Annotated in this window: 25 protein-coding genes and 1 tRNA gene; 21 read left to right on the top strand and 5 right to left on the bottom strand. The window is 58.5% G+C overall.

Annotated elements, in window-relative coordinates:
* The first annotated feature begins 71 nt into the window (after positions 1–71).
* The 10 genes from HY011_22635 (at position 72) to HY011_22590 (ending at position 9,204) form a co-directional block, all read left to right on the top strand.
* The gene (locus HY011_22635) at positions 72–602 is read left to right on the top strand and encodes an LptE family protein (GenBank protein MBI3425733.1); all 531 of its coding nucleotides are present in this window, start codon (positions 72–74) and stop codon (positions 600–602) included.
* A 4-nt stretch (positions 603–606) separates the two neighbouring features.
* Positions 607–1,653: a DNA polymerase III subunit delta gene (gene holA / locus HY011_22630; GenBank protein MBI3425732.1), complete on the top strand. Its 1,047-nt coding sequence runs from the start codon at positions 607–609 to the stop codon at positions 1,651–1,653.
* A gap of 173 nt (positions 1,654–1,826) precedes the next feature.
* The gene (gene trpS, locus HY011_22625; GenBank protein MBI3425731.1) at positions 1,827–2,810 is read left to right on the top strand and encodes a tryptophan--tRNA ligase; all 984 of its coding nucleotides are present in this window, start codon (positions 1,827–1,829) and stop codon (positions 2,808–2,810) included.
* Between the two features lie 76 nt (positions 2,811–2,886).
* Complete coding sequence (locus HY011_22620) at positions 2,887–3,933, top strand: hypothetical protein (protein MBI3425730.1); 1,047 nt, start codon at positions 2,887–2,889, stop codon at positions 3,931–3,933.
* Positions 3,934–3,971: 38 nt separating this feature from the next.
* Complete coding sequence (locus HY011_22615) at positions 3,972–4,319, top strand: STAS-like domain-containing protein (GenBank protein ID MBI3425729.1); 348 nt, start codon at positions 3,972–3,974, stop codon at positions 4,317–4,319.
* On the top strand, positions 4,279–4,878 hold the full coding sequence (locus HY011_22610) for a hypothetical protein (GenBank protein ID MBI3425728.1): 600 nt from the start codon (positions 4,279–4,281) through the stop codon (positions 4,876–4,878). Before HY011_22615 ends, HY011_22610 begins: the two co-directional genes overlap by 41 nt.
* Before the next feature lie 54 nt (positions 4,879–4,932).
* Positions 4,933–5,895 (top strand): segregation/condensation protein A, encoded by a 963-nt coding sequence (locus HY011_22605; GenBank protein ID MBI3425727.1) that lies wholly within the window; start codon positions 4,933–4,935, stop codon positions 5,893–5,895.
* Positions 5,892–6,638 (top strand): SMC-Scp complex subunit ScpB, encoded by a 747-nt coding sequence (gene scpB / locus HY011_22600; protein ID MBI3425726.1) that lies wholly within the window; start codon positions 5,892–5,894, stop codon positions 6,636–6,638. The genes HY011_22605 and scpB overlap by 4 nt, the downstream gene beginning before the upstream one ends.
* 253 nt (positions 6,639–6,891) lie before the next feature.
* Positions 6,892–8,223: a glycosyltransferase family 4 protein gene (locus tag HY011_22595; GenBank protein MBI3425725.1), complete on the top strand. Its 1,332-nt coding sequence runs from the start codon at positions 6,892–6,894 to the stop codon at positions 8,221–8,223.
* Between the two features lie 30 nt (positions 8,224–8,253).
* Positions 8,254–9,204 (top strand): SDR family oxidoreductase, encoded by a 951-nt coding sequence (locus HY011_22590; protein ID MBI3425724.1) that lies wholly within the window; start codon positions 8,254–8,256, stop codon positions 9,202–9,204.
* 254 nt (positions 9,205–9,458) lie between these two features.
* Here HY011_22590 and HY011_22585 read toward each other — a convergent pair whose 3' ends face one another.
* Both HY011_22585 and HY011_22580 read right to left on the bottom strand, forming a co-directional pair.
* Positions 9,459–10,076 carry a hypothetical protein gene (locus tag HY011_22585; protein MBI3425723.1) on the bottom strand — a complete coding sequence of 206 codons (618 nt, stop codon included), beginning with the start codon at positions 10,074–10,076 and terminating at the stop codon, positions 9,459–9,461.
* 46 nt (positions 10,077–10,122) lie between these two features.
* The gene (locus tag HY011_22580) at positions 10,123–10,683 is read right to left on the bottom strand and encodes a GNAT family N-acetyltransferase (protein ID MBI3425722.1); all 561 of its coding nucleotides are present in this window, start codon (positions 10,681–10,683) and stop codon (positions 10,123–10,125) included.
* Positions 10,684–10,880: 197 nt separating this feature from the next.
* Between HY011_22580 and HY011_22575 the strand changes: the two genes are divergently transcribed.
* From HY011_22575 to HY011_22555, 5 genes are all read left to right on the top strand, one after another.
* Complete coding sequence (locus HY011_22575) at positions 10,881–11,744, top strand: TonB family protein (GenBank protein ID MBI3425721.1); 864 nt, start codon at positions 10,881–10,883, stop codon at positions 11,742–11,744.
* Between the two features lie 15 nt (positions 11,745–11,759).
* Positions 11,760–12,614, top strand: coding sequence for a metallophosphoesterase (locus HY011_22570; protein ID MBI3425720.1), 855 nt, complete (start codon positions 11,760–11,762; stop codon positions 12,612–12,614).
* Positions 12,615–12,623: 9 nt separating this feature from the next.
* Positions 12,624–13,814: an XdhC family protein gene (locus HY011_22565; protein ID MBI3425719.1), complete on the top strand. Its 1,191-nt coding sequence runs from the start codon at positions 12,624–12,626 to the stop codon at positions 13,812–13,814.
* A 77-nt stretch (positions 13,815–13,891) separates the two neighbouring features.
* A tRNA-Pro gene (locus HY011_22560) sits at positions 13,892–13,965 on the top strand.
* Between the two features lie 415 nt (positions 13,966–14,380).
* Positions 14,381–14,818 (top strand): hypothetical protein, encoded by a 438-nt coding sequence (locus HY011_22555; protein MBI3425718.1) that lies wholly within the window; start codon positions 14,381–14,383, stop codon positions 14,816–14,818.
* A gap of 141 nt (positions 14,819–14,959) precedes the next feature.
* Here HY011_22555 and HY011_22550 read toward each other — a convergent pair whose 3' ends face one another.
* Entirely contained in the window at positions 14,960–15,190 is a 231-nt protein-coding gene (locus HY011_22550) for a hypothetical protein (protein MBI3425717.1), read from the bottom strand.
* 240 nt (positions 15,191–15,430) lie between these two features.
* Here HY011_22550 and HY011_22545 point away from each other — a divergent pair, with 240 nt between their 5' ends.
* From HY011_22545 to HY011_22520, 6 genes are all read left to right on the top strand, one after another.
* Positions 15,431–16,711, top strand: a complete 1,281-nt coding sequence (locus tag HY011_22545) for a hypothetical protein (GenBank protein ID MBI3425716.1) — start codon at positions 15,431–15,433, stop codon at positions 16,709–16,711.
* A 19-nt stretch (positions 16,712–16,730) separates the two neighbouring features.
* Positions 16,731–18,170 (top strand): MBOAT family protein, encoded by a 1,440-nt coding sequence (locus HY011_22540; protein MBI3425715.1) that lies wholly within the window; start codon positions 16,731–16,733, stop codon positions 18,168–18,170.
* A gap of 9 nt (positions 18,171–18,179) precedes the next feature.
* Entirely contained in the window at positions 18,180–18,743 is a 564-nt protein-coding gene (locus tag HY011_22535) for a hypothetical protein (protein MBI3425714.1), read from the top strand.
* Positions 18,744–18,820: 77 nt separating this feature from the next.
* Complete coding sequence (locus tag HY011_22530; protein MBI3425713.1) at positions 18,821–20,212, top strand: hypothetical protein; 1,392 nt, start codon at positions 18,821–18,823, stop codon at positions 20,210–20,212.
* A gap of 25 nt (positions 20,213–20,237) precedes the next feature.
* Positions 20,238–20,771 (top strand): hypothetical protein, encoded by a 534-nt coding sequence (locus HY011_22525; protein ID MBI3425712.1) that lies wholly within the window; start codon positions 20,238–20,240, stop codon positions 20,769–20,771.
* Between the two features lie 73 nt (positions 20,772–20,844).
* Positions 20,845–21,072 carry an acyl carrier protein gene (locus HY011_22520; protein ID MBI3425711.1) on the top strand — a complete coding sequence of 76 codons (228 nt, stop codon included), beginning with the start codon at positions 20,845–20,847 and terminating at the stop codon, positions 21,070–21,072.
* 73 nt (positions 21,073–21,145) lie between these two features.
* Here HY011_22520 and hslO read toward each other — a convergent pair whose 3' ends face one another.
* On the bottom strand, positions 21,146–22,060 hold the full coding sequence (gene hslO, locus HY011_22515) for an Hsp33 family molecular chaperone HslO (GenBank protein MBI3425710.1): 915 nt from the start codon (positions 22,058–22,060) through the stop codon (positions 21,146–21,148).
* 105 nt (positions 22,061–22,165) lie between these two features.
* Entirely contained in the window at positions 22,166–23,848 is a 1,683-nt protein-coding gene (locus HY011_22510) for a glycosyltransferase family 39 protein (protein ID MBI3425709.1), read from the bottom strand.
* Positions 23,849–23,855: the final 7 nt, after the last annotated feature.

The following is a 23,855-nucleotide window of genomic DNA, read 5'->3' as shown; positions in this document are numbered from 1 at the left end:
CGTGCGCTCTTCGTGTGGCTTGGTGGAAGACGTTCTTCGCAATGCTTGACGGTAGTTTCCTGGAAAGCTGTATGACACGATTTTCAAAGTTGTTTTGTCTTTGTTTATTGCTGCTGACGACCAGCAGTTTTACCGAATGTTACAAACCCGCCGGGCGCGGTGACGCTTTGCCGAAACACATCAAGACGCTGGCGATTCCGGCCTTTCAGAATCAGGCCTTGCGCTTCAAGGTCGAACAGCGTTTTACCGCCGCGATGGTGGATGAAGCCTTGCGGCGGGCGCGTGCCCTGGAAATAGTTTCAGACCCAAAAGGCGCCGATGCGGTGATGCAGGGGACGATCAAGCAATTCTTCATTCGCCCGGTGGTGCTGGATGATCTGGGGCGCGCGCGCGTGTTTGAAGTCATCATCACGGTGGCGCTGACCGTGCGCGATCAGACCAAAAACAAGATTCTTTACGACAATCAGAATTTCATCTTCCGCGATCAGTACGACATCTCGATTGACCCGAAACAGTTCTTCAGCGAAGAAGGCCCAGCGGTGGATCGCGTGGCAAGGGATTTTGCGAAGAGTGTGCTGACGACGATCTTGGAAGGGTTTTGAGGTTATGAAAAGACAAGCCGGAGTTGATCCGCTCAAAGCCCAAGCCGAATTCGACCGCAATCTGAACGCGGGCAAGCTGTCCCCCGTCTACGTGCTCGAAGGCAAAGAGGCTTACTTGCGCGAACAGGCGGTGAATCGCTTGCTGGAAGCGGCAGTGGACGAAGGGATGCGCGCTTTCAATTTTGCGCGCATCTCGGTCAGCGATGGCGATTTGGGCAAGGCGCTGGCGTTGGCGCGCCAGTACCCGATGATCTCAGCGCGGCGCATGGTGGTGGTGACCGACTTTGAAGCCGTCAACGACGACCGGCAGTTGGAACTGCTCAAAGATTACTTGCGCGCGCCGGGCGAAACGACAGTGCTGGCCTTTGTCAGCGCGGGGCTGGACAACCGGCGCGCGATTGCGACGGCGCTGCGCAAGACGGCGACAGTCGTCAACTTCGATCCGCTGGATGAAAAGGAAAGTGCGCCGCGCTGGGTGCTCGACTACGTCAAACGCAACGGCTGTGCGATGGAGATGAGCGATGCGTCCTACTTGATCGGCACGGTCGGCGTCGAGTTGCAGCGGCTGACGAACGAGTTGGAAAAGCTGATCTGTTTTGTGGGTGGCAAAGGCCGGATCGGCAAGGCGGAAATTGACGCGCTGGTGGTGCACACGCGCGAACACAGCAACTTTGAATTGACCGATGCGCTGCTGGATGGGCGGCGCGAGCGGGCCTTGCGGCTGTTGGGTCACATCTTCGACAATCCGCCGGAAGCGCCGCAAACACTGGCGATTATGATGCTGGGCGCACTGGCGCGCGGCTACCGCAATCTGCTGCTCGCCAAAGAACTGATGCGCCAGAACGCCGCGCAGGAGGAAATCGCCAAGGCCGTCGGCATGTCGCCTTACGCGGTGCGGTATCTGAACGAGCGGGCGCGCAAGGCCGACATCAATACATTATTGAAAGCCATCGCGCGGATTGCCGCGACGGACGTGGCATTGAAATCTTCGCTGGCGACGCCGCAGTTGCAGATGGAGTTGTTGATTTGCGAGTTGTGCCCGTCAGGCTGATTGCACGACCTGGGTACGCACCGCTTCCAGCGTGCGGACTCGGCGTCAGCCCGCTTGATACCGGAGGGTTTTCCTTCGGCATCAGTTCGTTCGCCGCCGAGACCGCACGCTGGAAGCGGTGCGTACCCAGGTTGCGGGTTGCACACAAAAGGCATCTCGGCAAGAATGAGCCAATGAAACGAATCGTTAGCGGTATGCGCCCGACCGGCAAGCTTCACCTGGGCAACTACGAGGGCGCGCTCAAGAATTGGGTCAAACTCCAAGCTCAATACGAATGCTTTTATTTTGTCGCGGACTGGCACGCGCTGACCTCGGATTACGCCGACACGTCGCAGATCAAGGCCAATACGCTGGCAATGGTGACCGATTGGCTGGCGGCGGGGCTTGATCCGAACACCTCAACCATCTTCGTTCAATCGCTGGTGCCGGAGCACGCCGAGTTGCACCTCTACTTTTCGGCGGTCACGCCACTGGGTTGGCTGGAGCGCGTGCCGACCTACAAAGAGCAGCGCGAAAACATCACCGACAAGGATTTGGGCAACTACGCGTTTTTGGGCTACCCAGTGCTGCAAGCCGCCGACATTTGCATGTACAAAGCGCATTACGTGCCCGTCGGCATTGACCAAGTCGCGCACGTCGAATTGACGCGCGAGATCGTGCGCCGCTTCAACAACTTTTACGGCGCGGTCTTCCCCGAACCGGAAGCCTTGCTGACCGCGACGCCAAAGCTGACCGGCACCGACGGGCGCAAGATGTCGAAGAGCTACAACAACACAATCGAACTGGGCGACGCGCCCGATACGATTCGCGCGAAGACGCGCCAGATGATTACCGACCGCACGCGCGTCAAACGCGTTGACCCCGGCCATCCCGAAGCCTGCGACGTGTGCCAGATGCACCGCATGTTCGTGCCCGCCGAAGTGGCGGATAAGTTCGACACGGATTGCCGCGCCGCCAGCATCGGCTGTGTGGATCGCAAGCGGGCGCTGGCCGAGGCGTTGATCGAACACCTGGCGCCGATTACGAAGTGGCTGGCGTATTACCGCGCGCATCAGGACGAGGTGCGGGACATCATTTTGACTGGCTCGCGCAAGGCACGGGAAGAAGCCCAACAGGTGATGGGCGAGGTGCGCGACGCAATGCAGATCAAGTGGTAATTGGGTATTTACTGAGCTTGAGGACTATAATGCGCGGCACCGTCTTTGAATCAGCAGATAGGAGGTACTTAGATAATTGAAAAAGCTCTACACTTCCTCACAGTGGGTAGAGGGAATGAGAATTAGGCAGAAGCGGTATTTGAAACGCCGAGGCGAATGGGGTGCGCGTGTCCCAGGGCATTCACCAAAGCAAGGAGGCCGAGTTAAAACACTGAGGCGTTTTGCGCGTCTCAAGCCGCACTACTTACAGGCCCCAGAAAACTTTTCGTTGTTGGATAACCCTGAAGGCTTCTGCAAGTTTATTGCTGAAGTCAGACGTGAATTGCACGAGCACGGGAAGATTGAGGTAAATCACGAAAGTGTTGTTGCGCAAACACCTGAAGCGCTCACTTTATTCATAAGCGTATTGGCAGATCCGCGCTATCGTAAGACCGCAAGTTCCGGCTGGCTCCCAAAGGACCCGAAGCAAAGGCAAATGTTTTTGGATTCGGGGATTTGCGAGTACTTGAAGTTAAATGTGCCAGTCTATCGGTCAAATGACGCTGGCAATATCTTTCGTAAACAAAACTACCGTGTAGAGCCAAAAATTGCCGCTTCATTGAAGAGTTTTGCAATGGAGAAGCTTTATGGGCAGGATCAACAGCATCAAGACCTCTATCGCATACTGATTGAGTTGATGGCTAATACTCACAATCACGCCAAAGGGCAAAGGGAGCATGCCGAACAGTGGTGGACATCGGCCTATTGTCCAAACCGGAACCGCACGTGCTTTACCTTCGTTGATAACGGCGTAGGAATATTCCGTAGTGTTGGGGAGACCATGACCGGATTGAAGAAATTTGCCCAGCGCTTGGGCATTAAAGACAACCTTGATTTTCTTAGCAATCTTCTCAGGGGGCAGCTTAGATCGAGCACCGGTCTGGAAAATCGCGGGAAGGGCATTCCGATGATTTATGAACTGTCGATGAAAGAGAAAGTCGAAAACCTCACTGTGATTACGAACGATGTATTTGCCAAGGTTGGTACGAACGATCTTAGGTCATTAAAAACTGAGTTCGTTGGCACTTTGTGGTACTGGGAAATAGCCTCACCAGCAGGAAAATTGATTGAGGTAGCCACATGAACATAAACATGAATACGGACAACCAATTAGCGGTTTCAATGCCACATGTTGAGGCATCCCCTCTGATCATCATTAACATTTCGGAGGAATTCTCGCGTTTCCCGGGAGCGCGCTATAAAAAAGATGGCCCGCACTCTGGCGAGGAATTTAGAGAAAAACTCCTGAAGCCACGATTCAAAGAAGCACTGGAACAAGGGCGAAAGCTCTTTGTGAATTTGGATGGCGCGGAGGGTTATGCTACCTCCTTCCTGGAAGAAGCTTTTGGTGGCTTGGCGCGGGAATACGGCGTGCCGCGCGTGCTGTCGCAACTGGAATTACAATGCTTTGACGAACCTTTGCTAGTGGATGAAATTAAAAAATATATCCGGGACGTTGCTCGGCGGTAAGCGGCCATTTTATCTGGCTTGGTTTGTGGCTGGATTCTTAGCCGCCCTGCTGGTGCGCCAGCGGATCCCGGTAAAATTCAAAGAAGAGCTTGACCTGCTCCCCTTGCTTCAGCTTGGGGTGACTTTGATCGTCGCGTTGCTGATTACGCATTACGCGCGGCAGCGCGCCGACGAACAACGGGCCGAGAAAGGGTTTGTCATTGAGCAATTGCGCGACTTCCAAAGCAAAGGCAAGGAAATTTTCAGCGAGTTTTCGGTTTGTTGCGACACCGGAAAGCTTGATGATGAGCAGCGCCGCAAACTGAACCGCCTGATGCGCGAGTTATCCAACCTGCTTGCAGTTTCCAGGAAGGCAATTGAATATTTTGGCGATCAGCCGCCTCTCCTACGCCAATGGAACAGTCTTCAGGATACTTACTACGGGTTCAAAGCAAGCGTCACAGGACATGGCCTGGCCGTTGACCTGAGCAATCCGAAATACCGCACCGATGCGCAAAAAACCTGGCGCGAGTTGGAAGATCAATTGCTCAAACTGATTTTCGAGGTCAACAAAACCTAACCTTGTTTGCGCAGTGACAATTCTCTCCTTCACCAAACCGTACTGATTCACCGAATGGCAAAAGAGAAAAAGGCAAAAGCCTCAACCGCACTCACCGAGGCCCCCGACAATGAAGATGCCCGCCGCGACAACTATCGCGTCAAGCTGGAAAACTTCGAGGGGCCGCTCGACCTGTTGCTCTACCTTATCAAAAAAGACGAGATAGACATTTACGACATCCCGGTCGCGCACATCACCGAACAGTACCTGGTTTATCTGGCGCTGATGAAGGAACTCGACATCGCGGTGGCGGGCGATTTTCTGGTGCTGGCTGCGACGCTGATTTACATCAAATCGAAGACGCTGCTGCCGCCTGATCCCACGCTGGCGGGGCAGGAAGACCTGAATGAAGACCCGCGCGCCGAACTGGTTGAGCGCTTGCTGGAATATCAGAAGTTCAAAGCGGCGGCCAACATGCTTTACACGCGCGGCGAGATCGAAGGGGCCTGTTACACGCGCGGCCAGCTCGAGACCGACAAGCACAACCCCGAAGTCGTGGCGACGATGTTCGACCTGTTGCGCGTCTTCCGCGAAATCCTCAAGCGCGCCGAATCGCAGGCTGAGATGGAGATTCAGCGCGACGAGGTCACGATGGCCGAAAAGGTCGCGCAGATTCGCGCCGCGTTGGAAAGCGGGGAAGAGATCAATGTACGCGACATCTTTATGCTGTCCCGTTCCAAGCGCGAATTGATCGTGACCTTTTTGGCGTTGCTGGAAATGGTCAAGTACGCCGAGGTTCACCTGGTGCAAAGCGAACTGTTCGGCGAAATCTTCGCCCGCAAACGTCAGCATGAGGGCGCGCTGATGTCGCCTGCGGAGTTGGCGCACGCGGCCAATGAATTTCCGTCAGAACTGCCGCTGGAAAGCACGGACGATGCGCCCGCGTTGCCGTTTGAGGAGTTGGTGATTGAAGAGACGCCTGATTTGACTGTTGCATCTGTTGTTGCGGCAGGCGAGGTCGAACCCGAAGAACTATGAACGAAGAGATCAACGGATCCATTGAAAACTACGAGGAGCCTGCGGCTGAATTAGATTTGGCCGCATTGGAAGACGAATTGCTGATGATTGACGAAACCGAAGCACAAGCTGAACACGCGGAAGCCGCTGAATTGATCCTCGGCGTGCACGACGAACTCGCAGCCGATGAGGCTTCGCTGATCGAAGTCAGCGAGCCGTCCGAAGAGATCACGGCTACGCACGAAGAGTTGAAGCCGGTGATCGAGGCTCTGCTCTTTGTCAGCGAAGAGCCGTTGCCGCTCAAACAACTCGGCAAGGTGCTGGGCGAAGTGCCCGAAGCTGATGTCCAGGCGGCACTCGAAGAACTGGTCAAGGATTACGACGACCGGCAAGGCGGGCTGGAAATCCGCGAAGTCGCCGGTGGCTGGCGCATCTCGACGCGCCCGCAGCACCACGACTTCATCCGCAAATATCTCAAGTCGCGCCCGACGGCGAAGCTCTCGCTGCCCGCGCTCGAAACGCTGGCGGTGATTTCGTATAAACAGCCGATCACGATTCCCGAAATCCTCGAAATCCGTGGCGTCAGTTCGTCCTCGGCGATCAAGACGTTGCTGGAAAAACGGTTGATCGTGACCAAAGGCCGCAAAGAAACCGTGGGTCGTCCGATGATGTACGGCACGTCGAAGGACTTCCTCTTGCAGTTTGGGCTCAAAGATTTGACCGAGTTGCCGAGCATCGAAGACTTTGAAGACTTGGCGCAGTAGCCGCGAATCTGGGTACGCACCGCTTCCAGTGTGCTGTTGGCAAGTGGCGCATTGGTTTTTGTTGGCACTTTGGCCGGGAGCACGCTGGAAACGCTGCGTACCAGGGACGAACTCAAAAGGCGCAACTCAACGCAAGAACAGGGCTTGCGGTTCTTGCCTCTGCCCATCGCATACGCTATCGTTCGCCCGTCGCGCCCAGCACTTAATCCGCCCCTTTTGAGACACCGGTCAGTGGAACGCGCGAGCGAAGCGCATGAAAATTCTCGTCATTAGCCTCTATTACGAACCCGACCAATGCCAGGGGAACGGCCCGCTTGTCCGTGCTTTATGCGATGACTGGGCCGCCGCTGGGCACGAGGTGTCGGTGGTGACTTCGTTTCCGCACTACAATTGTGACGCCGTTTGGCCTGAGTTTCGCGGCAAGTTGTGGCAACGCGACCGGGTCGGATTGGTGAACGTGCTGCGTTCCTACATCCACGTTTCCGCGCGCAAATCGGGCCTGGCGCGGTTGCTGAATTATCTTTCTTTCAACGTCTCTTCGACGCTGGCGGGGCTGTCCGTCAGCAAGCCGGATGTAATCTTTGTGCTGTCGCCGCCACTGACCATTGGATTGACGGCTTATCTGGTGGGCAAACTCAAGGGCATTCCGTATTGTTACAACGTGCAGGACATTTGGCCGGAAGCGGCGGTGCGCTTGGGGATGTTGCGCGGCGAATACACCATTCGCTTTTGGGAGCGGATCGAAAAATTCATCTATGGTCAAGCGCGGCGCATCTTCGCCATTTCCGAAGAGTTTAGCGAGAACTTGCAAGGCAAAGGCATCGCGGCGGCCAAGATTGAGGTCATTCCCAATTTCGTTGATACCGATTTCATTCGCCCGTTGCCGCGCCAAAATGCCTTTGCGGCGCGGCATGGGTTGAATGACGGGTTCGTTGTGCTATACGCCGGCAACGTCGGATTGTCGCAAGGGCTGGAAGTCGTGCTCGAAGCGGCGGAGTTGTTGCGCGGCCAACCAGAAGTTCTTTTTCAGATCGTGGGCGCGGGTAGCAGCAAAGCCGAATTGATGGCCGAGGCCGAACGGCGGCAATTGCCCAACGTGCGGTTTCTGCCGTTGCAGGCCGAAACTGATGTGCCGGAACTATACGCTGCGTGTGACGTGGCGTTGATTCCGTTGCGGCGCGGGCTGGCCCAGAATTCGGTGCCCTGCAAGACCTACAGCATTATGTCCAGCGCGCGTCCTTATATCGCCAGCGTGGATGAGGGCAGCAATGTTTGGAAACTGACCGAACATGCCGGTTGTGGTGTGTGCATCCCGCCAGAAAACGCGCGGGCACTGGCTCAGGCCGTGTTGGAACTGAAAGCCGACCGCAAACGCCGCCAGTTAATGGGAGTGAACGGACGCGCTTTTGTTGAGGTGCAGTTTGCGCGCGAAGTGGTCACGCAACGTTACCGCCAGGCGCTGGAAGAGTTGGTCGAACCGCACCGCGCGCGCCTGCCGGAGCGTATCGGTTTGGAAACGCGGGCTGCCGGCACGCGGGGCCAAACGCCCTCCACAATCGAAGCCGTTGAAATGGAAGTTGAATAACAAAGGAGTGTCATTGTGGCAGAGCAGAAGTTGTATTTAGTGACAGGGGGCGCGGGTTTCATCGGCTCGCATATTGCGGAAGCCCTGGTCAAACGCGGCGAGCGTGTGCGCGTGCTCGACAATCTGATCACCGGCAACCGCGAAAACCTCGCCCATCTGCGCGGCAAGCTCGAATTCATCGAAGGCGACATCCGCAATTACGAACAGACCCGCCAGGCCGTCACAGGCGTTCACGTCGTCTTTCATGAAGCCGCCATCCCGTCGGTGCCGCGTTCCGTGGCCGACCCGCTGCTCAATCACGATTGCAATGTGAACGGCACGTTCAACGTGCTGCTGGCCGCGCGCGATGCGGGTGTCAAACGCGTGGTTTATGCCGCTTCCAGTTCAGCTTATGGCGAAACCGAAGTCCTGCCGAAGCAGGAAGCGATGGCCCCGACGCCGCTCTCGCCCTACGCCGCCGCCAAGCTTTTTGGCGAATACTATTGCCAGGTCTTTACGCAGGTTTACGGTTTGGAAACGGCCTGCCTGCGCTACTTCAACGTGTTCGGCCCGCGCCAGGATCCTTCGTCGCCTTATTCGGGCGTGATCTCCAAGTTCGTGACCGCGTTGTTGCAGGGGCAAACGCCAGTGATTTTTGGTGATGGCGAACAGTCACGCGATTTCACTTACATTGACAACGTTGTGGATGCCAACTTGCGCGCTGCCGAAGCGCCCGCCGCCGCTGGCAAGGTGATGAATCTGGGCATTGGCGAGCGCATCACGCTGAATGCCTTGTTGGCCGAATTGCAGAAGGTGCTCGGCACGCATTTGACGCCGCGTTATGAGCCGATGCGCGCGGGCGATGTCCGGCACAGCCTGGCCGACATTACCCAGGCGCAGACTTTGTTGGGGTATGAACCGCTGGTGGGCCTGGCCGAAGGGTTGCGGCGCACGGTCGAGTGGTATCGCGGCGCGACGGTGGTGCAGCAGGCGGCGGCTTGAGACGTGTCAGTTGAAAGCCCTGAAAGGGCGAAATTCAATAGCCGTGGGCAACGCCCACGGAACAAGCACGAAGATAGGCAAGCCCTGAAAGGGCGAAATTGAATGATGAATTTCGCCCTTTCAGGGCTTATGTTTTAATCCGCCCTTCCCGTGGGCGTTGCCCACGGCTATTGAATTTCGCCCTTTCAGGGCTGTGCCGTAACGTTTTGAAATTGCCAAACAGATGTTGATCGGGCTACCGGCACAGTGCTGGTTTAACGTTTCTTCCGCTCCACCGGCACGGGCCGTTCCAGCGCCGCCGCTGCATCAAACTCCCGTTCCAATTCATCCAACTTCCCATTCAACTCATTCAGCTTGGCTTGCTCAAACGAAAGCTGGGCCATGAGCTGGCTCTCGCGGTCTTTGAGCCGCGTCTCGCGAATCGAAAGCGGTTCCAGGTCAACGCGCAAAATCCGCATCTGCTTTTCGATTTCGGCGCGGCGCGCGGGAAAACTCTCCTGCCGCGCCTGTTTTTCCAGTTCTTTGCTGGCTTCGTCCAAGCGTTTCTGATCGGCGTTGATGAGGGTGATTTGATTGCGCGTCTCTTCCAGTTCGCGGCTGACCTTGTCCACACGCTCCTGTTGCAACCGGATGCGCTCGGCAGCCAGTTGAATCCGTTTGGCGCCCGTGTTGGTGGTTTGCAGCGCGAGGCGTAACAGATGCACTTCGTTGAGCAAGGCATTCAACGCGCCTGTCTCGGTGGAAGAGAGCGGCGCGGCGGTGCGTGGCTCGGTGACGGGCGGGGTTTCTTGCGCGGCGGCGTGGCTGAAAGTGGTGAGCAACAAGCCAGCCGTGAGCAGGCTGCGGAACAAAGTCGCGTTGAATTGGGTCATGCGGCCTCCTTATTTTTTCAAACTTAACACAGGTGAACAGGCAGTCTCACAACAGCGGTTTGCGCATGCTGAGCGCAATGGGTTCGTACCCCAAGCTTTCCCAAAACTGTAAGGCAATGGTGTTGGCGCAAAGCACCTGCAATTCGCCGGTGCCCAGGCCCTGAGCGCGCAACCAGGCTTCGGCGGCAGCGACCAGCGCGCGGCCAGCATGGTCACGCCGCGCGGCAGGATTGACGAAAATCCCCGCGATATATCCGCCAGTTTGTTCGAGATTGGGGCGCGGACGGCGCAACACCAGATCGAACGCGCGGCGGGCCAGTTTGATGCAGTTTTCTTTCAACCAGCCGCGCCAGCCCAACACCTGACGGTCGGGCGTTAAACCCAGCGCCACGACTTTAAGATACCCCACCACCTCGCCCGCGCTTTCAGCCACGAAGAACTGCGTGTTTGGCAACCGCAATTGTTTATGCAACTCCGCCGGGCTGGCCGCCCAGGGCGTCAACGCGCCCATTTGGGCATTGAGTTGCCGTTCGTGCGCCAGCAATGCTTGCGCAAGCTGGGCGAGCGCGGCGGCATCGGTGAGCCGCGCGGCCCGCACGGTTGGCAAACGGTTTGCTGTATTTTGTACGGCGTTTGGCATGGTGCAATGCGGGGAAAACAGTTGCTTGACCGGCTGCGAAAGCATACGACATAATCGCCGCGAGTTGAATGTCCCCGCCGCTTTCACCGTAGTAAATGGCAATGTTTAGAACTCAAGTCGTCACAGTCCTGCTCCTGACCACTCTCTTTGTTTTAGCAAGCTCCGTGTCAGCGCAAAAACCGGTCTATGGCCCGGTCATCAGTGCCTATTTGACCGGATTGCGCGAGGAATTGAATGAACTGGATTTCCAGTTGCGGCAGCAAGAGATCAGCCGCGCCGATTATGAGCGCACGCGCCAACGCCTGTTGATCTTGCGCCGTCTGGTGCAGGAACGCGCCAAGCAAAGCCGGGCGGATGTCCTGCCCGAATTGCAGGTCTTGCAACTCGAGGAATTCGGCATGGTCGGCTTGAGCCAGCCGCCCGAACCGGAGCGGCTGAAACCGGGCAATGTTTTTGACGACAGTTGGCGCTTGCTGAGCATCGAGCCGACCAAGCCGCCGTTTTATATTTTCGAGAAAGTCCCGCTCACGCCTGTTGCCGCGCCCGAGGCCATGCGGGAACGGCACGTGCAGCGCCAATTCAACCCCAGCGAGGTGATCGAAACCATCGTGGTGCCTGATCCGCCATCTTTCCAGCCGATGGCCTCACGTCCGCGCAATGTCACGCCGCCACTCGATGAAACGGCAGAGCCAGCCGCCGCGCTGGCATCGCCACAACAATTGGTCGCCCCGCGCATGCTGCATTTCTTTTTGCCCGAATTCACCGAGCGCGCGCGCGAAAAAGCCCTTGAAGGTGAAGTGATCGTCAGCGCCACCTTCCGCCGCGATGGACAGATCAAGGATACCGTCGTTGAAAAGAGCCTCGGTTTCGGCCTGGATGAACGCGCGGTTGAAGCGCTCAAACGGGCCAGCTTTGAACCGGCGCGGATGGGCGAACGCAGTCTAGATGCGCGTGCCGAGGTCGTCTTCAGCTTCAAGCTCAGCAAGGTCAGCGCTCGCTTGCGCAACGCCACGGCGCTTCAGCCGTAAAGAAGGAGCCACGGTTTGTCGCCCCAACTGCTCAACCCCGCCCGTCGCCGCTTTCTCAAACTCTCCGCCGCTTCGGCAGCTACGCTGGGCGCGGGTTGTTTAGGCTATGGCTTCGCCGTGAACGAGCACGTCGAATTGTCGCGCGTCGAGGTTAAACTCGCGCATCTGCCCGCCGCCTTTGCTGGCCTCACCATCGCCCATCTCAGCGATTTGCATCTGGGGCTTTATACCAGCGCCGCTTACCTGCGCCGCTGTGTCGCACTCGCCAACGCGCAACAGCCCGATCTGGTCGCACTGACCGGCGATTACACTTACCTGCAACGCAAGTACATCGAACCCGTCGCTGACGTGCTCAGCGAATTGCGTCCGCGCATCGGCACATACGCCGTCCTGGGCAATCACGATTACTACCAGGGGGCCGGGCAACTGGCGCGTGCGTTCCGGCGCGTGCGGCTCAATCTGTTGCTGGATGCACGCGAGCGGCTGGAATGGCGCGGCGACCGGCTCTCGCTTTTTGGCGTGGATGATCTTTATTATGGCGACACCAACGAAGCGCGCCTGTTGCGCGAGGTGCCGCCCGATGAACCGCGTTTGCTGTTGGCGCACAACCCCGATTTCATCGGGCGTTTTATTGAAAAAAACCTGCACGTAGACCTGATGATGTGCGGCCACACGCACGGCGGCCAGATTCGTTTGCCGCTCGTGGGCGCGCCGCACATTGATTCGCGCTATGGTCAACGTTACGCGCGCGGCTTGAATCGCAACCGGCAGATTCAGATTTACACCACACGCGGCATCGGCATGGTCGGTTTGCCAGTGCGCTTGGCCTGTCCGCCCGAAGTCGTGCTTTACACGCTCCGGCAAGCTTGAAAGAGAACTATGGGATTGCTCACGCTCAATGAAGTTTATAACGAAGTCGCCAAGGCAAATGCCACGGCCAAGAAACTGGCCGTCGCCGCGATTGTGACCACCTCTGGCTCGACCCCGCAACGCACAGGCGCGAAGCTGCTGGTCTATGAAGACGGGCGTATGCTCGGCACCGTCGGCGGCGGTTGTGTCGAAGCCGATGTCTGGGCCGAAGCGCGCGAGGCCTTGCAGGAAAACGCCGCCCGGCTCTGCCAATTCACGCTGCGCGACAACCCCGACGTGCCGCCCGACGAAGAAGGCATGGTTTGCGGCGGCGATATGGAAGTCTTCATCGAAGTCTGGCCGCAACCGTTTCAACCATTCCTGACCGCTGAACAGATTGCCGAATTGTTGAATGAAGCGCGCCAGGCCGGGCATTCACTGGCGTTGGTGTCATTGCTTGTCCAGGGCGCAACAGGCGCGCGCCAGACGCCGCATCTGGTCATTGATGAGCAAGGCAAACTGTTGGGCGGAACGCTGGGCGATGCCGATCTCAACGAACTGGCCGCGCGCCAGGCCGTCGCCTTGCTCGCTGATGAACGTGCTGAGATTATCGTCAAACAATTGGAAGAGTTACCTTCACTCGAACTCGACCTCAACGCCATCCGCCAGCGCAACGGTGAGGTTCGCCTGCTGTTCGAACTGGCGCGGCCCCCGCTGGAGTTGCTGATTTGTGGCGGCGGCCACGTCGGCCAAGCGATTGCCAAGGTGGGACGGCTGCTTGATTTCAATGTCACGGTGATTGACGACCGCGCTGAGTTTGCCGCGCGCGACAAATTCCCCGACCCTGCCGTGCAATTGCGCGCGCAGGATTTTGTCGAAGCCCTGCGTTCCATTCACATCACGCCCGCCACGCATATCGTGATCGTCACGCGCGGCCATCGCCACGACGAAATCTGTTTGGAAGAAGTCATTGAGAAACCGGCCCGCTACATCGGCATGATCGGCAGCCGCCGCCGCACCACGACCATTCGCGAACGGCTCAAACGCGCCGGTGTCGCGCCCGAATTGTTGCGCTGCGTGCACGCGCCCATCGGCCTGGACATCGGCGCGCTGACACCCGAAGAGATCGCGCTGGCGATCCTGGCTGAGATTGTTTTGGTGCGGCGCGGTGGCTCGGGCAGACCGAAAAGCTACGAAGGCCCAATGGCGCACGCGCGCTAAAAAGCCTTGGTTGACATCCCTATACCCAGCCGCTAAGATGCGGCTCGTTTTCAAACAGTCTTTGAGAAACAAACATTCGGGGCGTGGCTCAGCCTGGTAGAGCGCTCGGTTCGGGACCGAGAGGTCGTAGGTTCAAATCCTATCGCCCCGACTTTAGACAAAAGCAAAACGGGCATCATTCTATGATGCCCGTTTTGCTTTTCCATTCCCTTCATTCATCAGCAAGCCAGCTAAGCAATCTCAATTTCGCGGTTGAATCAGGTTGCGAGGCACGCGCGCCATATTTTCTCCGGGGTCTTCAAGCATTGAATACCGCGCCGACTGCTGCCTTGGATTCCGAGCGAGCCTGGTATTCAAGTTCTTGGAACGCTCTCAGTGCTTTGTAGGCGCAAGAAACCCCGCGCAGTTTTTGCGCGCACGGCTCCCACAAAACCCTAAGTTTTCAGAACCGCAGTTACCACGGTCACGTTTGTTTGCCTGCAAGCAAGTGACGAGAGCGTGCTCGCGCAATGCGGCGTTGAGTGCGCCTTGTGTACAACCAGTTCATCTAGAAGGAGTGGAGAAAAATGAAAAGACAGTTTGTGAAAATGACGTTCCTGTTGGTGCTGGCCACCTGGGCGTTAGCGGTGACGGCCAACGCGCAGGATTTTGAGAAACGCACGCTAAAGCTAGACTTTGACTTCAAGGTCGGTGACCAACTCATGCCTGCGGGCGAATACACCGTTCAAGCGTTTCAAGGCGAGAACCAACATCGGTTTGTGCTTGTGCGCGGCAAACAGACTGACGCGCAGGCGCTGCTGGCGACCATTCCGATCACGCGTGCTGACCGCGATAGCGCGCCGCTCACCTTCAGCAAGTATGGCGAACAGCATTACCTCACCCAGATTTCGCTCGGCGACTATACCTATCTGGCAATCAAGAGCGGCACCGAACGGAAACTCGCCCGGCAATACACCGCGCAAACCCGCAGCGTGAACGGCGCAGTGTTGAGCGAGGCGCGCTAAGCGATCATCGTGGCGCGCAAGACAACGCCGCCTTTTCATGACGAAAACAGAACCGGGGCCATGCATTGCATGGCCCCGGTTCTGTTTTTCAGCACCAAACATGCTGATCGGCGAAATCCGCGCCCCACGCGCGCGCGCTCTTTACGCCAAAATGTCCAGCGTGTTTTTTACCAACTCTTGTTCAGCCCGAAACACACGCACCCCGGCTGCCGCAGCAAGCTTGGCCGAACTGAGTTCGATCACCGCATCGGCGAGGTCAACCGTGTCAGCGGGATTTTCGGGATCGGCGGCTCCCGCAACCTTGGCGGCTGCGGTGTTGAACCGGTCAAACGCCTGGGAAATCGCTGTTGTCGCAATCGCGCTTACATTCATGAGCTTTCTCCTTTTCAGGCTTATCGGCTATGACGGGCGCTGACTTGAGATTGATTTTAAGCAAGCCCTGCTCTTCAGCCAATTTGAAGCCGTTGCCTGTGGTAAGCCGTAGCCTTCACCGGCTGTGGCTTACCACAGGCAACAGGCGCGGGCAGACGCGCCAACCGACAGCGATCCCCTGCCACGTTGCTGGTGCGGCGCGCGTACTTACCGGGCCGCATTCTGAAGATACTGCCCGCGATGATGAAGCTGCTGAGTTTGAACGCTGAACAGACGAACCCGCGCTTGCGCATGGCGGCCAGCCTTGTGTTGCTGACCTTGCTTGGCAACATACAGGTTTGCGCTTGGCCGTTGCCGACAGGTTTGTTGGCAAAACAGCCGCTGGAAAACGCCGCCGCGCTGGATAGCTTTTATCAAGCACTAGCCCGCACGCAGCGCGCCAGCAACGCCGAAGTCGCGCTCACGCGCATCGTGCATTACGGCGATTCGCACGTTGCGGCGGATGGGTTGACCGGCGCGTTGCGCCAACATTTCCAACGCGATTTCGGCAATGCAGGCACCGGGTTTGTGTATGCCGCGCGCCCCTGGGATTGGTACGTGCGCGCGGGCGTTACGCAAACCGCCAGCGCGGGTTGGCGGGTGGATGGGCTGAAACTGGCCGCGCTGCCATTTGACAATCAACTGGGTCTGGCGGGCTTGAGCTGCACGGCCACGCGCGCCGGGGAGCGCCTGCAAATCAGCGCGCCGGGCGCGCGGTTTGAATTCGCGCTGTTGCAGCAACCTGATGCCGGGGCCATCGAAATTTGGTTGGACGGAGAGCTTTACCACCCGACCCTCTCGTTGGCCGCGCCCGAAGTTGCCACGCTTTTCGTGCCGGTCGAAGCCGCAAGCGCAGACACGCACACCGTGGAATTGCGCACCGTGGCGGCTGGCCCGGTACGTGTTTTCGGCCTGATCGCCGAACGCGCGCAATCCGGCGTGATTTACGACGCCCTCGGCAGCAACGGCGCGCGGGCGACGCGGCCCTTGTTGTGGGACTGGCAACTGTTGGGCGAACAACTGACTTGGCGTGCGCCCGCTTTGATCGTCATCGCTTACGGCTCGAACGAAGCGGGCGATGCTGATTTGAATCTCGTCGCCTATCGCCAGAGTTTTACTGAATTGCTGCAACGGTTTGAGCACGCCGCGCCGGAAGCTGCATTGCTGGTCATTGCGCCACCCGACCGCGCGCAATGGATGAACGGGCACTGGCAAAGCTTGCCCCGACTTGCCGGCGTGATCGAAGCGCAACGCCAAGCCGCGCGGGACAACGGCGCAGCGTTTTGGAATCTGGATCGCGCAATGGGCGGCGCGGGTTCGATCAATCGTTGGGCGACGCAACGTCCGTTGCTGGCCCAAGCGGATCGCGTGCATCTGACCGCGACTGGTTACCGGTTGGTAGCGGACGCTTTGTATGAAGAACTGCGTGACGGTTACGCCGAATATGTCAAGCAACAAAACCGCCGGACGCCCGGCAATTAACCACGAACCACGAACCACTATGCTGTTCACCCAAGGCAATTACTTCGTTTTTCTGCTGCTGGTCTTCTTCGCGTATTGGCTGGTCGCCGCGCGCGTCGAATGGCGCAAGCTGTTCCTGCTGGCGGCCAGCTATTTTTTCTACGCGCAGGCGGGCTGGCAGGCGATGGCCCTGCTGCTGGCTGTCTCGACGCTGGATTACACCACCACGCGCTGGCTGCAACGCAGTGCCGCGCCACGCCGCCGCAAGCTATTGCTGGCGCTTTCGCTCAGCGCCGACCTCGGCGTGTTGTGCGTGTTTAAGTACGCCAACTTCTTTCTGGCTTCAGCGGCGCAAGGCGCGACGCTGTTGGGCTGGCACGTCAACGCGCCGCATCTGAATTTGCTCGTGCCGCTGGGCCTCTCGTTTTTCATCTTTCAATCGGTGGCCTTCGTCGTTGACGTTTACCGCCGCGATGTCGAAGCGGCGGAAAGTTACGTCGAGCATCTGACGTTCATCGCCTTCTTTCCCACGCTGATTGCCGGGCCGATTTTGCGCGCGAAACAGATGCTGCCGCAGTTGCGCGGACGCTTGACGCTGGATGCCGAGACGGGCGGGCAGGCGCTCTTTCTGATCGCGTTGGGCCTGATCAAAAAGATCGCCATCGCCGATTACCTGAGCGCCAATCTGGTCGAGCGCGTCTTCGACTTTCCCGAACGTTTCTCGTCGCTCGAAGTGTTGGCGGCGGTATATGGCTACACGCTGCAAATCTATTGCGACTTTTCGGGCTATACCGATGTGGCGCTTGGTTCGGCGCTGCTGCTCGGCTTCACGCTGCCGCAGAATTTCAACGCGCCCTATCGCGCAATGGATTTGCCCGATTTCTGGCGGCGCTGGCACATCTCGCTTTCGACTTGGCTGCGCGATTACGTTTTCTTTGCGATTGCCGGTACGCGGGCGCGGCGCGTAGCAGTGCTCTATGCCGCAACGCTGGTGACGATGTTGCTGGGCGGCTTGTGGCACGGCGCGCAATGGACGTTCGTCATCTGGGGCTTGCTGCACGGCCTGGGGCTGATCGTCGTGCGCTGGTGGCAGAGCACGCACAGCCAGTTCAAGACGGCTTATTGGCTGAGCGGGCGGCACACCGCGTGGGCGCGGGGTTTGAGCGTCTTCGTCACGTTTCACTTCGTCTGCCTGACCTGGATTTTCTTTCGCGCCGAAACGCTGGCGCAGGCGGGTGGCGTGTTGCGGCAGTTGGGCCGGTTGAGCGCGGACGCGACCAACTTGAACTGGCCGGTCGTGCTGTTGATCGCGCTCGGATTTGCTGCGCACTGGCTGCCGGAGCGTGTGTGGGAAATGACGCGCGCGGGCTTCACGCGGCTGCCCGCGCCTGCGCAGGCGTTGTTGCTGTTCGGGCTGAGCGCGGGGTTGTATTTCGTGGCGAGCAGCGATGTGGTGCCGTTCATTTACACGAGGTTTTGAGAGGGCGCAATGATTGGCAAAGTGTTCCTGTGCATAACGCTTGTTTTATCGTTCGGTGGCTATTGTTTCGCTGCGGGGCAAGCTAAGCCACGCTGGAAACCTAAACAGAGACGCTTTGATTTAGCGATCAGTGCGGAATGCGATCTGCTGCCGCTCCCGCGAAACAAGCAGCTTAGGCGAATGGTTGCGAAGACCATTCAGCCAGTTAGACACAAGCCGGGCACACTCGCTGATAGAGCCTACAAGTTCGATTTGAATGGAGATGGCAGTCCCGAATACCTCGTTGTGCTTGGCTATGGGAGCGCTTTTACGATTTACGACTGGGGCATCTTCACGAGTAAACCGGTGCGCCTAATCGGAATTCTTTCGGGGGATACCTTGTACTTAAAGAAGCCTAGAAACGGTTACACAAGGATTCACAGTCTGGTTCACGCAAGCGCAAGCTACTTTGATTTTCAGGATTACTGTTTCAAACGAGGTAGCTATCGGGCCTGTACCAAGCTTAAAGCTATCGAGAATGATGAGGACAACCTACCAAGGTACATCTTCAACACGCGCGGTAACTGCCGTTAGAAATTTGATTGAAAAGGCTGTTTATGATTTTTACACAAGCACTCACTTTCAGACTGCGCGCGGCAAGCGCACAAAACATGCCGCACACATTGTTCGGCAAAACCGCGCAAACGCTCATCTGTTTCATCGCGTTTGCCGTGCTGCCGTATTGCATCCCCACGCTCAGCAGCTATCGCTTGCCTCTACCCACGGGTGTCCTCAGCCTCTTTCATCAATCCACAACCACGCCTGCGACGGTCAACGCTGCGCCCGCATCTACGCCGCAACCGACGCGGGTGGCAGCCTCAACGCAACCGCCATCCACCGCCAAACCCGGCGAGATCGAAGACCCTTCCGGCCAAGCCCTCGCACACCTATTCACCGCGTTGCAAAACGTCGAGACGGATGGCGGCCAGGCGCGCATCAGCCATTACGGCGATTCGCCGATCACCAACGACGGCATCACGGCGACGGCGCGGCGCAAGCTGCAACAGCGGTTTGGCGACGCCGGGCACGGCTTTGTCTTGGCGGCCAAACCGTGGGGCTGGTATCAGCACGATGGCGTAGTGCAGGACGCGCGCGGCTGGCAGAGCAACCCGATGTGGATTTCGCGCGGCGATCATCTGTTCGGGTTTGGCGGCGCGAGCTTCACGGCCAGCGCGCCCAATGCTTACGCCAGTTTCAGCACCGTCGAACTTGGGCACAGCGTCGCCGGGTTCGATGTGTATTACCTGGCGCAACCCGGCGGCGGCGCGCTGGAAGTCGAAGTGGATGGCGCATCTGCTGGCCGCATTGTGACGGCGGACGCGACCACGCATTCCGGCTTTCAGAACATCAGCGTCAAACCCGGCGAACACAAGTTGACGCTGCGTCCGGCAGGCAATGGCACGGTGCGCGTGTTCGGTGTCGCGCTCGATTCTGGCATGCGCGGCGTGCAATACGACTCGCTGGGCGTCAACGGCGCGTTCGTCGGCTTGCTCGCGCATTACCAGGACGAAGCGCATTGGGCGGAACAACTGCGCCAGCGCCGTCCCGACCTAGTCATCCTGGCTTACGGCGCGAATGAGAGCGAGTACGAAAACTGGCCGATGGAGCAGTACGAAAAGGACACGCGCGAAGTCGTGCGCCGCATTCGCGCGGCCCTGCCCAAGGCTTCGCTCCTGTTCGTTGCGCCGATGGATCGCGGCCAGCGCGGGCCAGGCGGCACGATCATCACGCGCCCGATGATTCCCAAACTGGTCGCCGCGCAACGCCGGTTGGCGGCAGAAACCGGCTGCGCGTTTTTCGATACCTTCACGGCGATGGGCGGCGACGGCACGGTGGCGCGCTGGCGCGAGGCGCGTCCACGTTTGATGGGCGGTGATTATCTGCATCCAACGGCAGAGGGCGCTGAGATCGTCGGAGCGCTGCTGTCTGACGCGCTGCTGAAGGCTTACGAAACGCACAAAAACGCTTCCACCAGCGCGCCCTTGGCAACCGTCACGCGCTGATTCACCGTAGTGGAGGGAGACGCAGATGAGTTCGCCAGTCATCACCTTTGTCCTGCTCAGCGCGCTGTTGACGCAGGCCAATCCGTCAAAAACGCAGCGCAGACAGATGCTGCCGCGCTTCAGCGATTATCCGGTGGCCGAAGTTTGGCGTGGCAAGGCCGCATCGGTGAAGTTACGGCGACCCGAGGAGTTTATGTTTCGGACCAGATTGCGCGAGGGGGCCAAGCTGCCGCCCAACTTCGCCGGGCATTACCGACTGGTTCGCTGGGGCTGCGGCGCTGAATGCATGGTGGGCGCGTTGGTAGACCTGCGCACCGGGCAAGTCTTCAAGCCGCCGACGGCGGATGCGCACAAAATGGCCGGAAGCTTCAGCATTTGCCAGAGCGCCTATTACCCAAGTGAGGTCGAGCAGCGCGCGAATAGCCGTCTGATGATCGTGCGCTGCGGTCTGAACTTTATCTTGCGGCTGAACAGAAACGTGCCGGATACCTTTTACTTTGTTTGGAAAAACAACCGGTTTCGGTTGCTCAAACGCCTGCACACACCGCCCGATTACTGAACCCGCGAATGCCTTTGCGAAAACCACTCGAAAATCATCTGAAGGAGAACCAACCATGTTACCAACCAACGTCATGAACTATCTGCATCAATCGGCGCAGCAAGCGCGCACCGAATTGCCTGCTTACAACGCCTCGCTCTTTTCGGCGGGCGTGCTCGACTCATTCGCGCTGGTGGATTTTGTCGCGCTGCTCGAAACCGAGTGCGGCATCCGGGTCGCTGACGCCGAATTGCGCCCGGAAAATTTCGATACGCTGGCTAAGGTCGAAGCCTTTGTGAGCCGTGCCCAGACCGCGCATTAGCCTCATAAACAAGCGGCCCGTCTAAAAGATAGACGGGCCGCTTGGGGTGTTTGAGAACAATCTGCCAGCCAACTCACATCACCAACGGCTCAGGTGGATGCAGGATCAGGCGCAGGGCCGCTTCGTCCAGGTAATAGACCGAGCTGCAAAAATGGCAGGTCAGTTCGGCGCCGTTGTCTTGCTCCAGCATGTCTTCGATCTCGGCGCGTTCCAGGCTGGAGATGATGCGCACGGCGCGTTCATAAGAACAGTTGCAGCGGAATTCCAGCGGACTGCGTTCGAGCACGTCAATGGGCAGGTTGCCGAAGACGGTTTCCAGCAAGGCGCGCGCGTCGGCGCCATTGCGGATCATTTCGGTGGGATGGGGCGCGGCCAGGATGGCTTGTTCAAAGGTGGCAATGGTCTCTTCGTCCGCGCCGGGCATCACCTGCAACAAATAACCGCCCGCCGCCGTGACGCGCTCCTGTTCGGGTTCGACAAAGACGCCCAGCGAGAGCGCCGAACTGATTTGTTCAGAGACGGCCAGATAATGCGTCAGGTCTTCGGCAATCTCGCCGGAGATGATGGGCACCGAGCCGTAGTAAGGTTCTTTTGACAAGCCGATCTCGATCCCGGCCTCGCGGATGACGTGCAGCGTGCCCGCGCCGACGATGCCTTTGACGTTGAGCTTGCCCGGCACGACCGCTTCGGCCTCGGCCAGCGGATTGCGCACATAACCGCGCACAGTGCCGTGGGCGCTGGCTTCGGCAGTGATGCTGCCGATGGGGCCGTAGCAATCGAAACGCAGTGTCAGCCGTTCGAGGTCTTTGAGTGTACGGCCCAGCAACAATGCGCCCGTCAACGTGCGGCCCAAGGCTGCCGAAGCTGTCGGCGAGGTGCGGTGTTTATGGCAGGCTTCGCTGACCAGGTTGGTGGTGACGGCGGCCAGCAGGCGTATCGTCGCGTCTGCCGCCGTCGCCTGAATCAGATGGTCGTCAGAGAATTGCAAAACTTCATCACTCCTGGGGAACGCTCCCACGAAGGCGCACGAAGCAGCACGAAGGTGAACCGATGTTTTCTTCGTGCTGCTTCGTGTGCCTTCGTGGGAGAGAGATCAATGTTTTGGCCGCGCGCGCAACAACAGCCAATCGCAACCTGGCGTGCAACGCGGTTCGCCAGCGCTTTGCCCGAGCCGTTCGACCGTCAGCGCGGCGGCTTCCAGCACATCCGCCGACCAGCGTTGCGGCGTCAGCACCAACAAGCTGCCGTGTTGGCGCACTTGCTCTTCAATTTCGCGCAGGCTCAGCGCCGCCGTCAACTCGGCATGCTCATCCCGCAAGGGCAACTGCGGCGCATAAAAATCTACGCTGTGATGAGAGTTGATATAAAAGAGCAAGCGCTCGCCAGGTTGGGCGGATTGATTGGCTTGTTGCGCCAGCGCCGCCAGCGATTCGACGCGGCCCAGGGCCGGCGCGATTTCGTGCGTAATCACCGCGCTCAAACTGACAAGCGCCACAGGCACGCATAAAACGGCAGCCGCCGTCCGTCCGCGCCACAACAACACCGAGAGCACCAGGGCCAGCAAGACAGCCAGCCCGGCGATGAGCCGAATGGAGAATAGGCTGAGACCTAATTCGCGCCACCCGGTCACATACGCGGCCACGGCGATCAACGCGAAGAGTACGGGTAACAGCGCCAGCGTTTTTGACCGCGCCTGGGGCATAAACAGCGGCAACAATTGCTGGCCTACCAGCAAGGCGAGGGCGGGGAAGACCGGCAGAATGTAGCCCGGCAGCTTCGAGCCTGAAAACGAGAAGAAGGCCAGCGGCGCCAGCACCCACAGCCATAAGAACAACCGCAGCCGCTGCGTTTCATCATTCAACAAGCCAGCGCGCGCGCGCCAGGTCTGTCCCAGATTCAGCAGCCAAAACGGCGTCCACGGAAAACTGCCCGCCAGCACGACCGCAAAGAAAAAATAGAACGGTTGCGGATGTTTGAATTTGTTGCTGGTGTAACGTTGGAAGTGGTGCGCGATGAAAAATTCGTTGATGAATTCCTGCCCGTGCCGCCAAAACATCGGCCCATACCAGAGCGCCGCTGTCGCCAGAAAAAGCAGCGCCCCGAAAAAGAGCAAACGCGGCTGCAACACGATCAGCAAACGGCGCGTCAACAGCAGATACACCCCGATAATGGCGGCGGGCAGCACGATCCCCACCAAGCCTTTAGCCAGCACCGCGCCGCCCAGCGCCAAGCAGAAGAGCCACCACAGTCTATCCGTGCGCGCCGCTTGATCGGCTTGCCGTTCCCACAAAAAGAAGCAGAGCAACGCCGCCTCCAAACAGACTGAGAGCGGCAAATCAAACGTCGCGCCGCGCGCAAATCCAATCCACAAACCGCAGGTCGCCAACGCCGCCGCGCTCAGATACCCGAACTGCGCCGAATGCACGCGCCGCCCAAACCAGTACAACAGGAACGCGCCCGCACTGGCCAATAAGGCCACGCCCGCGCGGGCGGCAAATTCCGACACGCCGAACAGCGTGTACCCCAAGGCCGCCAGCCAATAAGTCAGCGCCGGTTTTTCAAACCAGTGAATGCCCGCCAGGCGCGGCGTGATCCAATCGCCAGAGGCGTACATCTCGCGGGCGACCTGGGCGTAGCGGGGTTCATCCGGGCCTAAGAAAGGCAGGCTGCCGAGGCCGTAAAAGTACGCCAGCGCGCACAGCACAGCCAAGGCGGGCAAATAAAAACGGGTGGGTGAATTGGTTAGCGCAATGCTGGTGCGCTCTGCGATTTGCACTATGTTT

The organism is Acidobacteriota bacterium (assembly GCA_016196035.1).
Taxonomy (GTDB): domain Bacteria; phylum Acidobacteriota; class Blastocatellia; order RBC074; family RBC074; genus JACPYM01.
The sequence above is the reverse complement of the archived record's forward strand: the minus strand, read 5'-3'. Positions and strand labels throughout refer to the sequence as shown.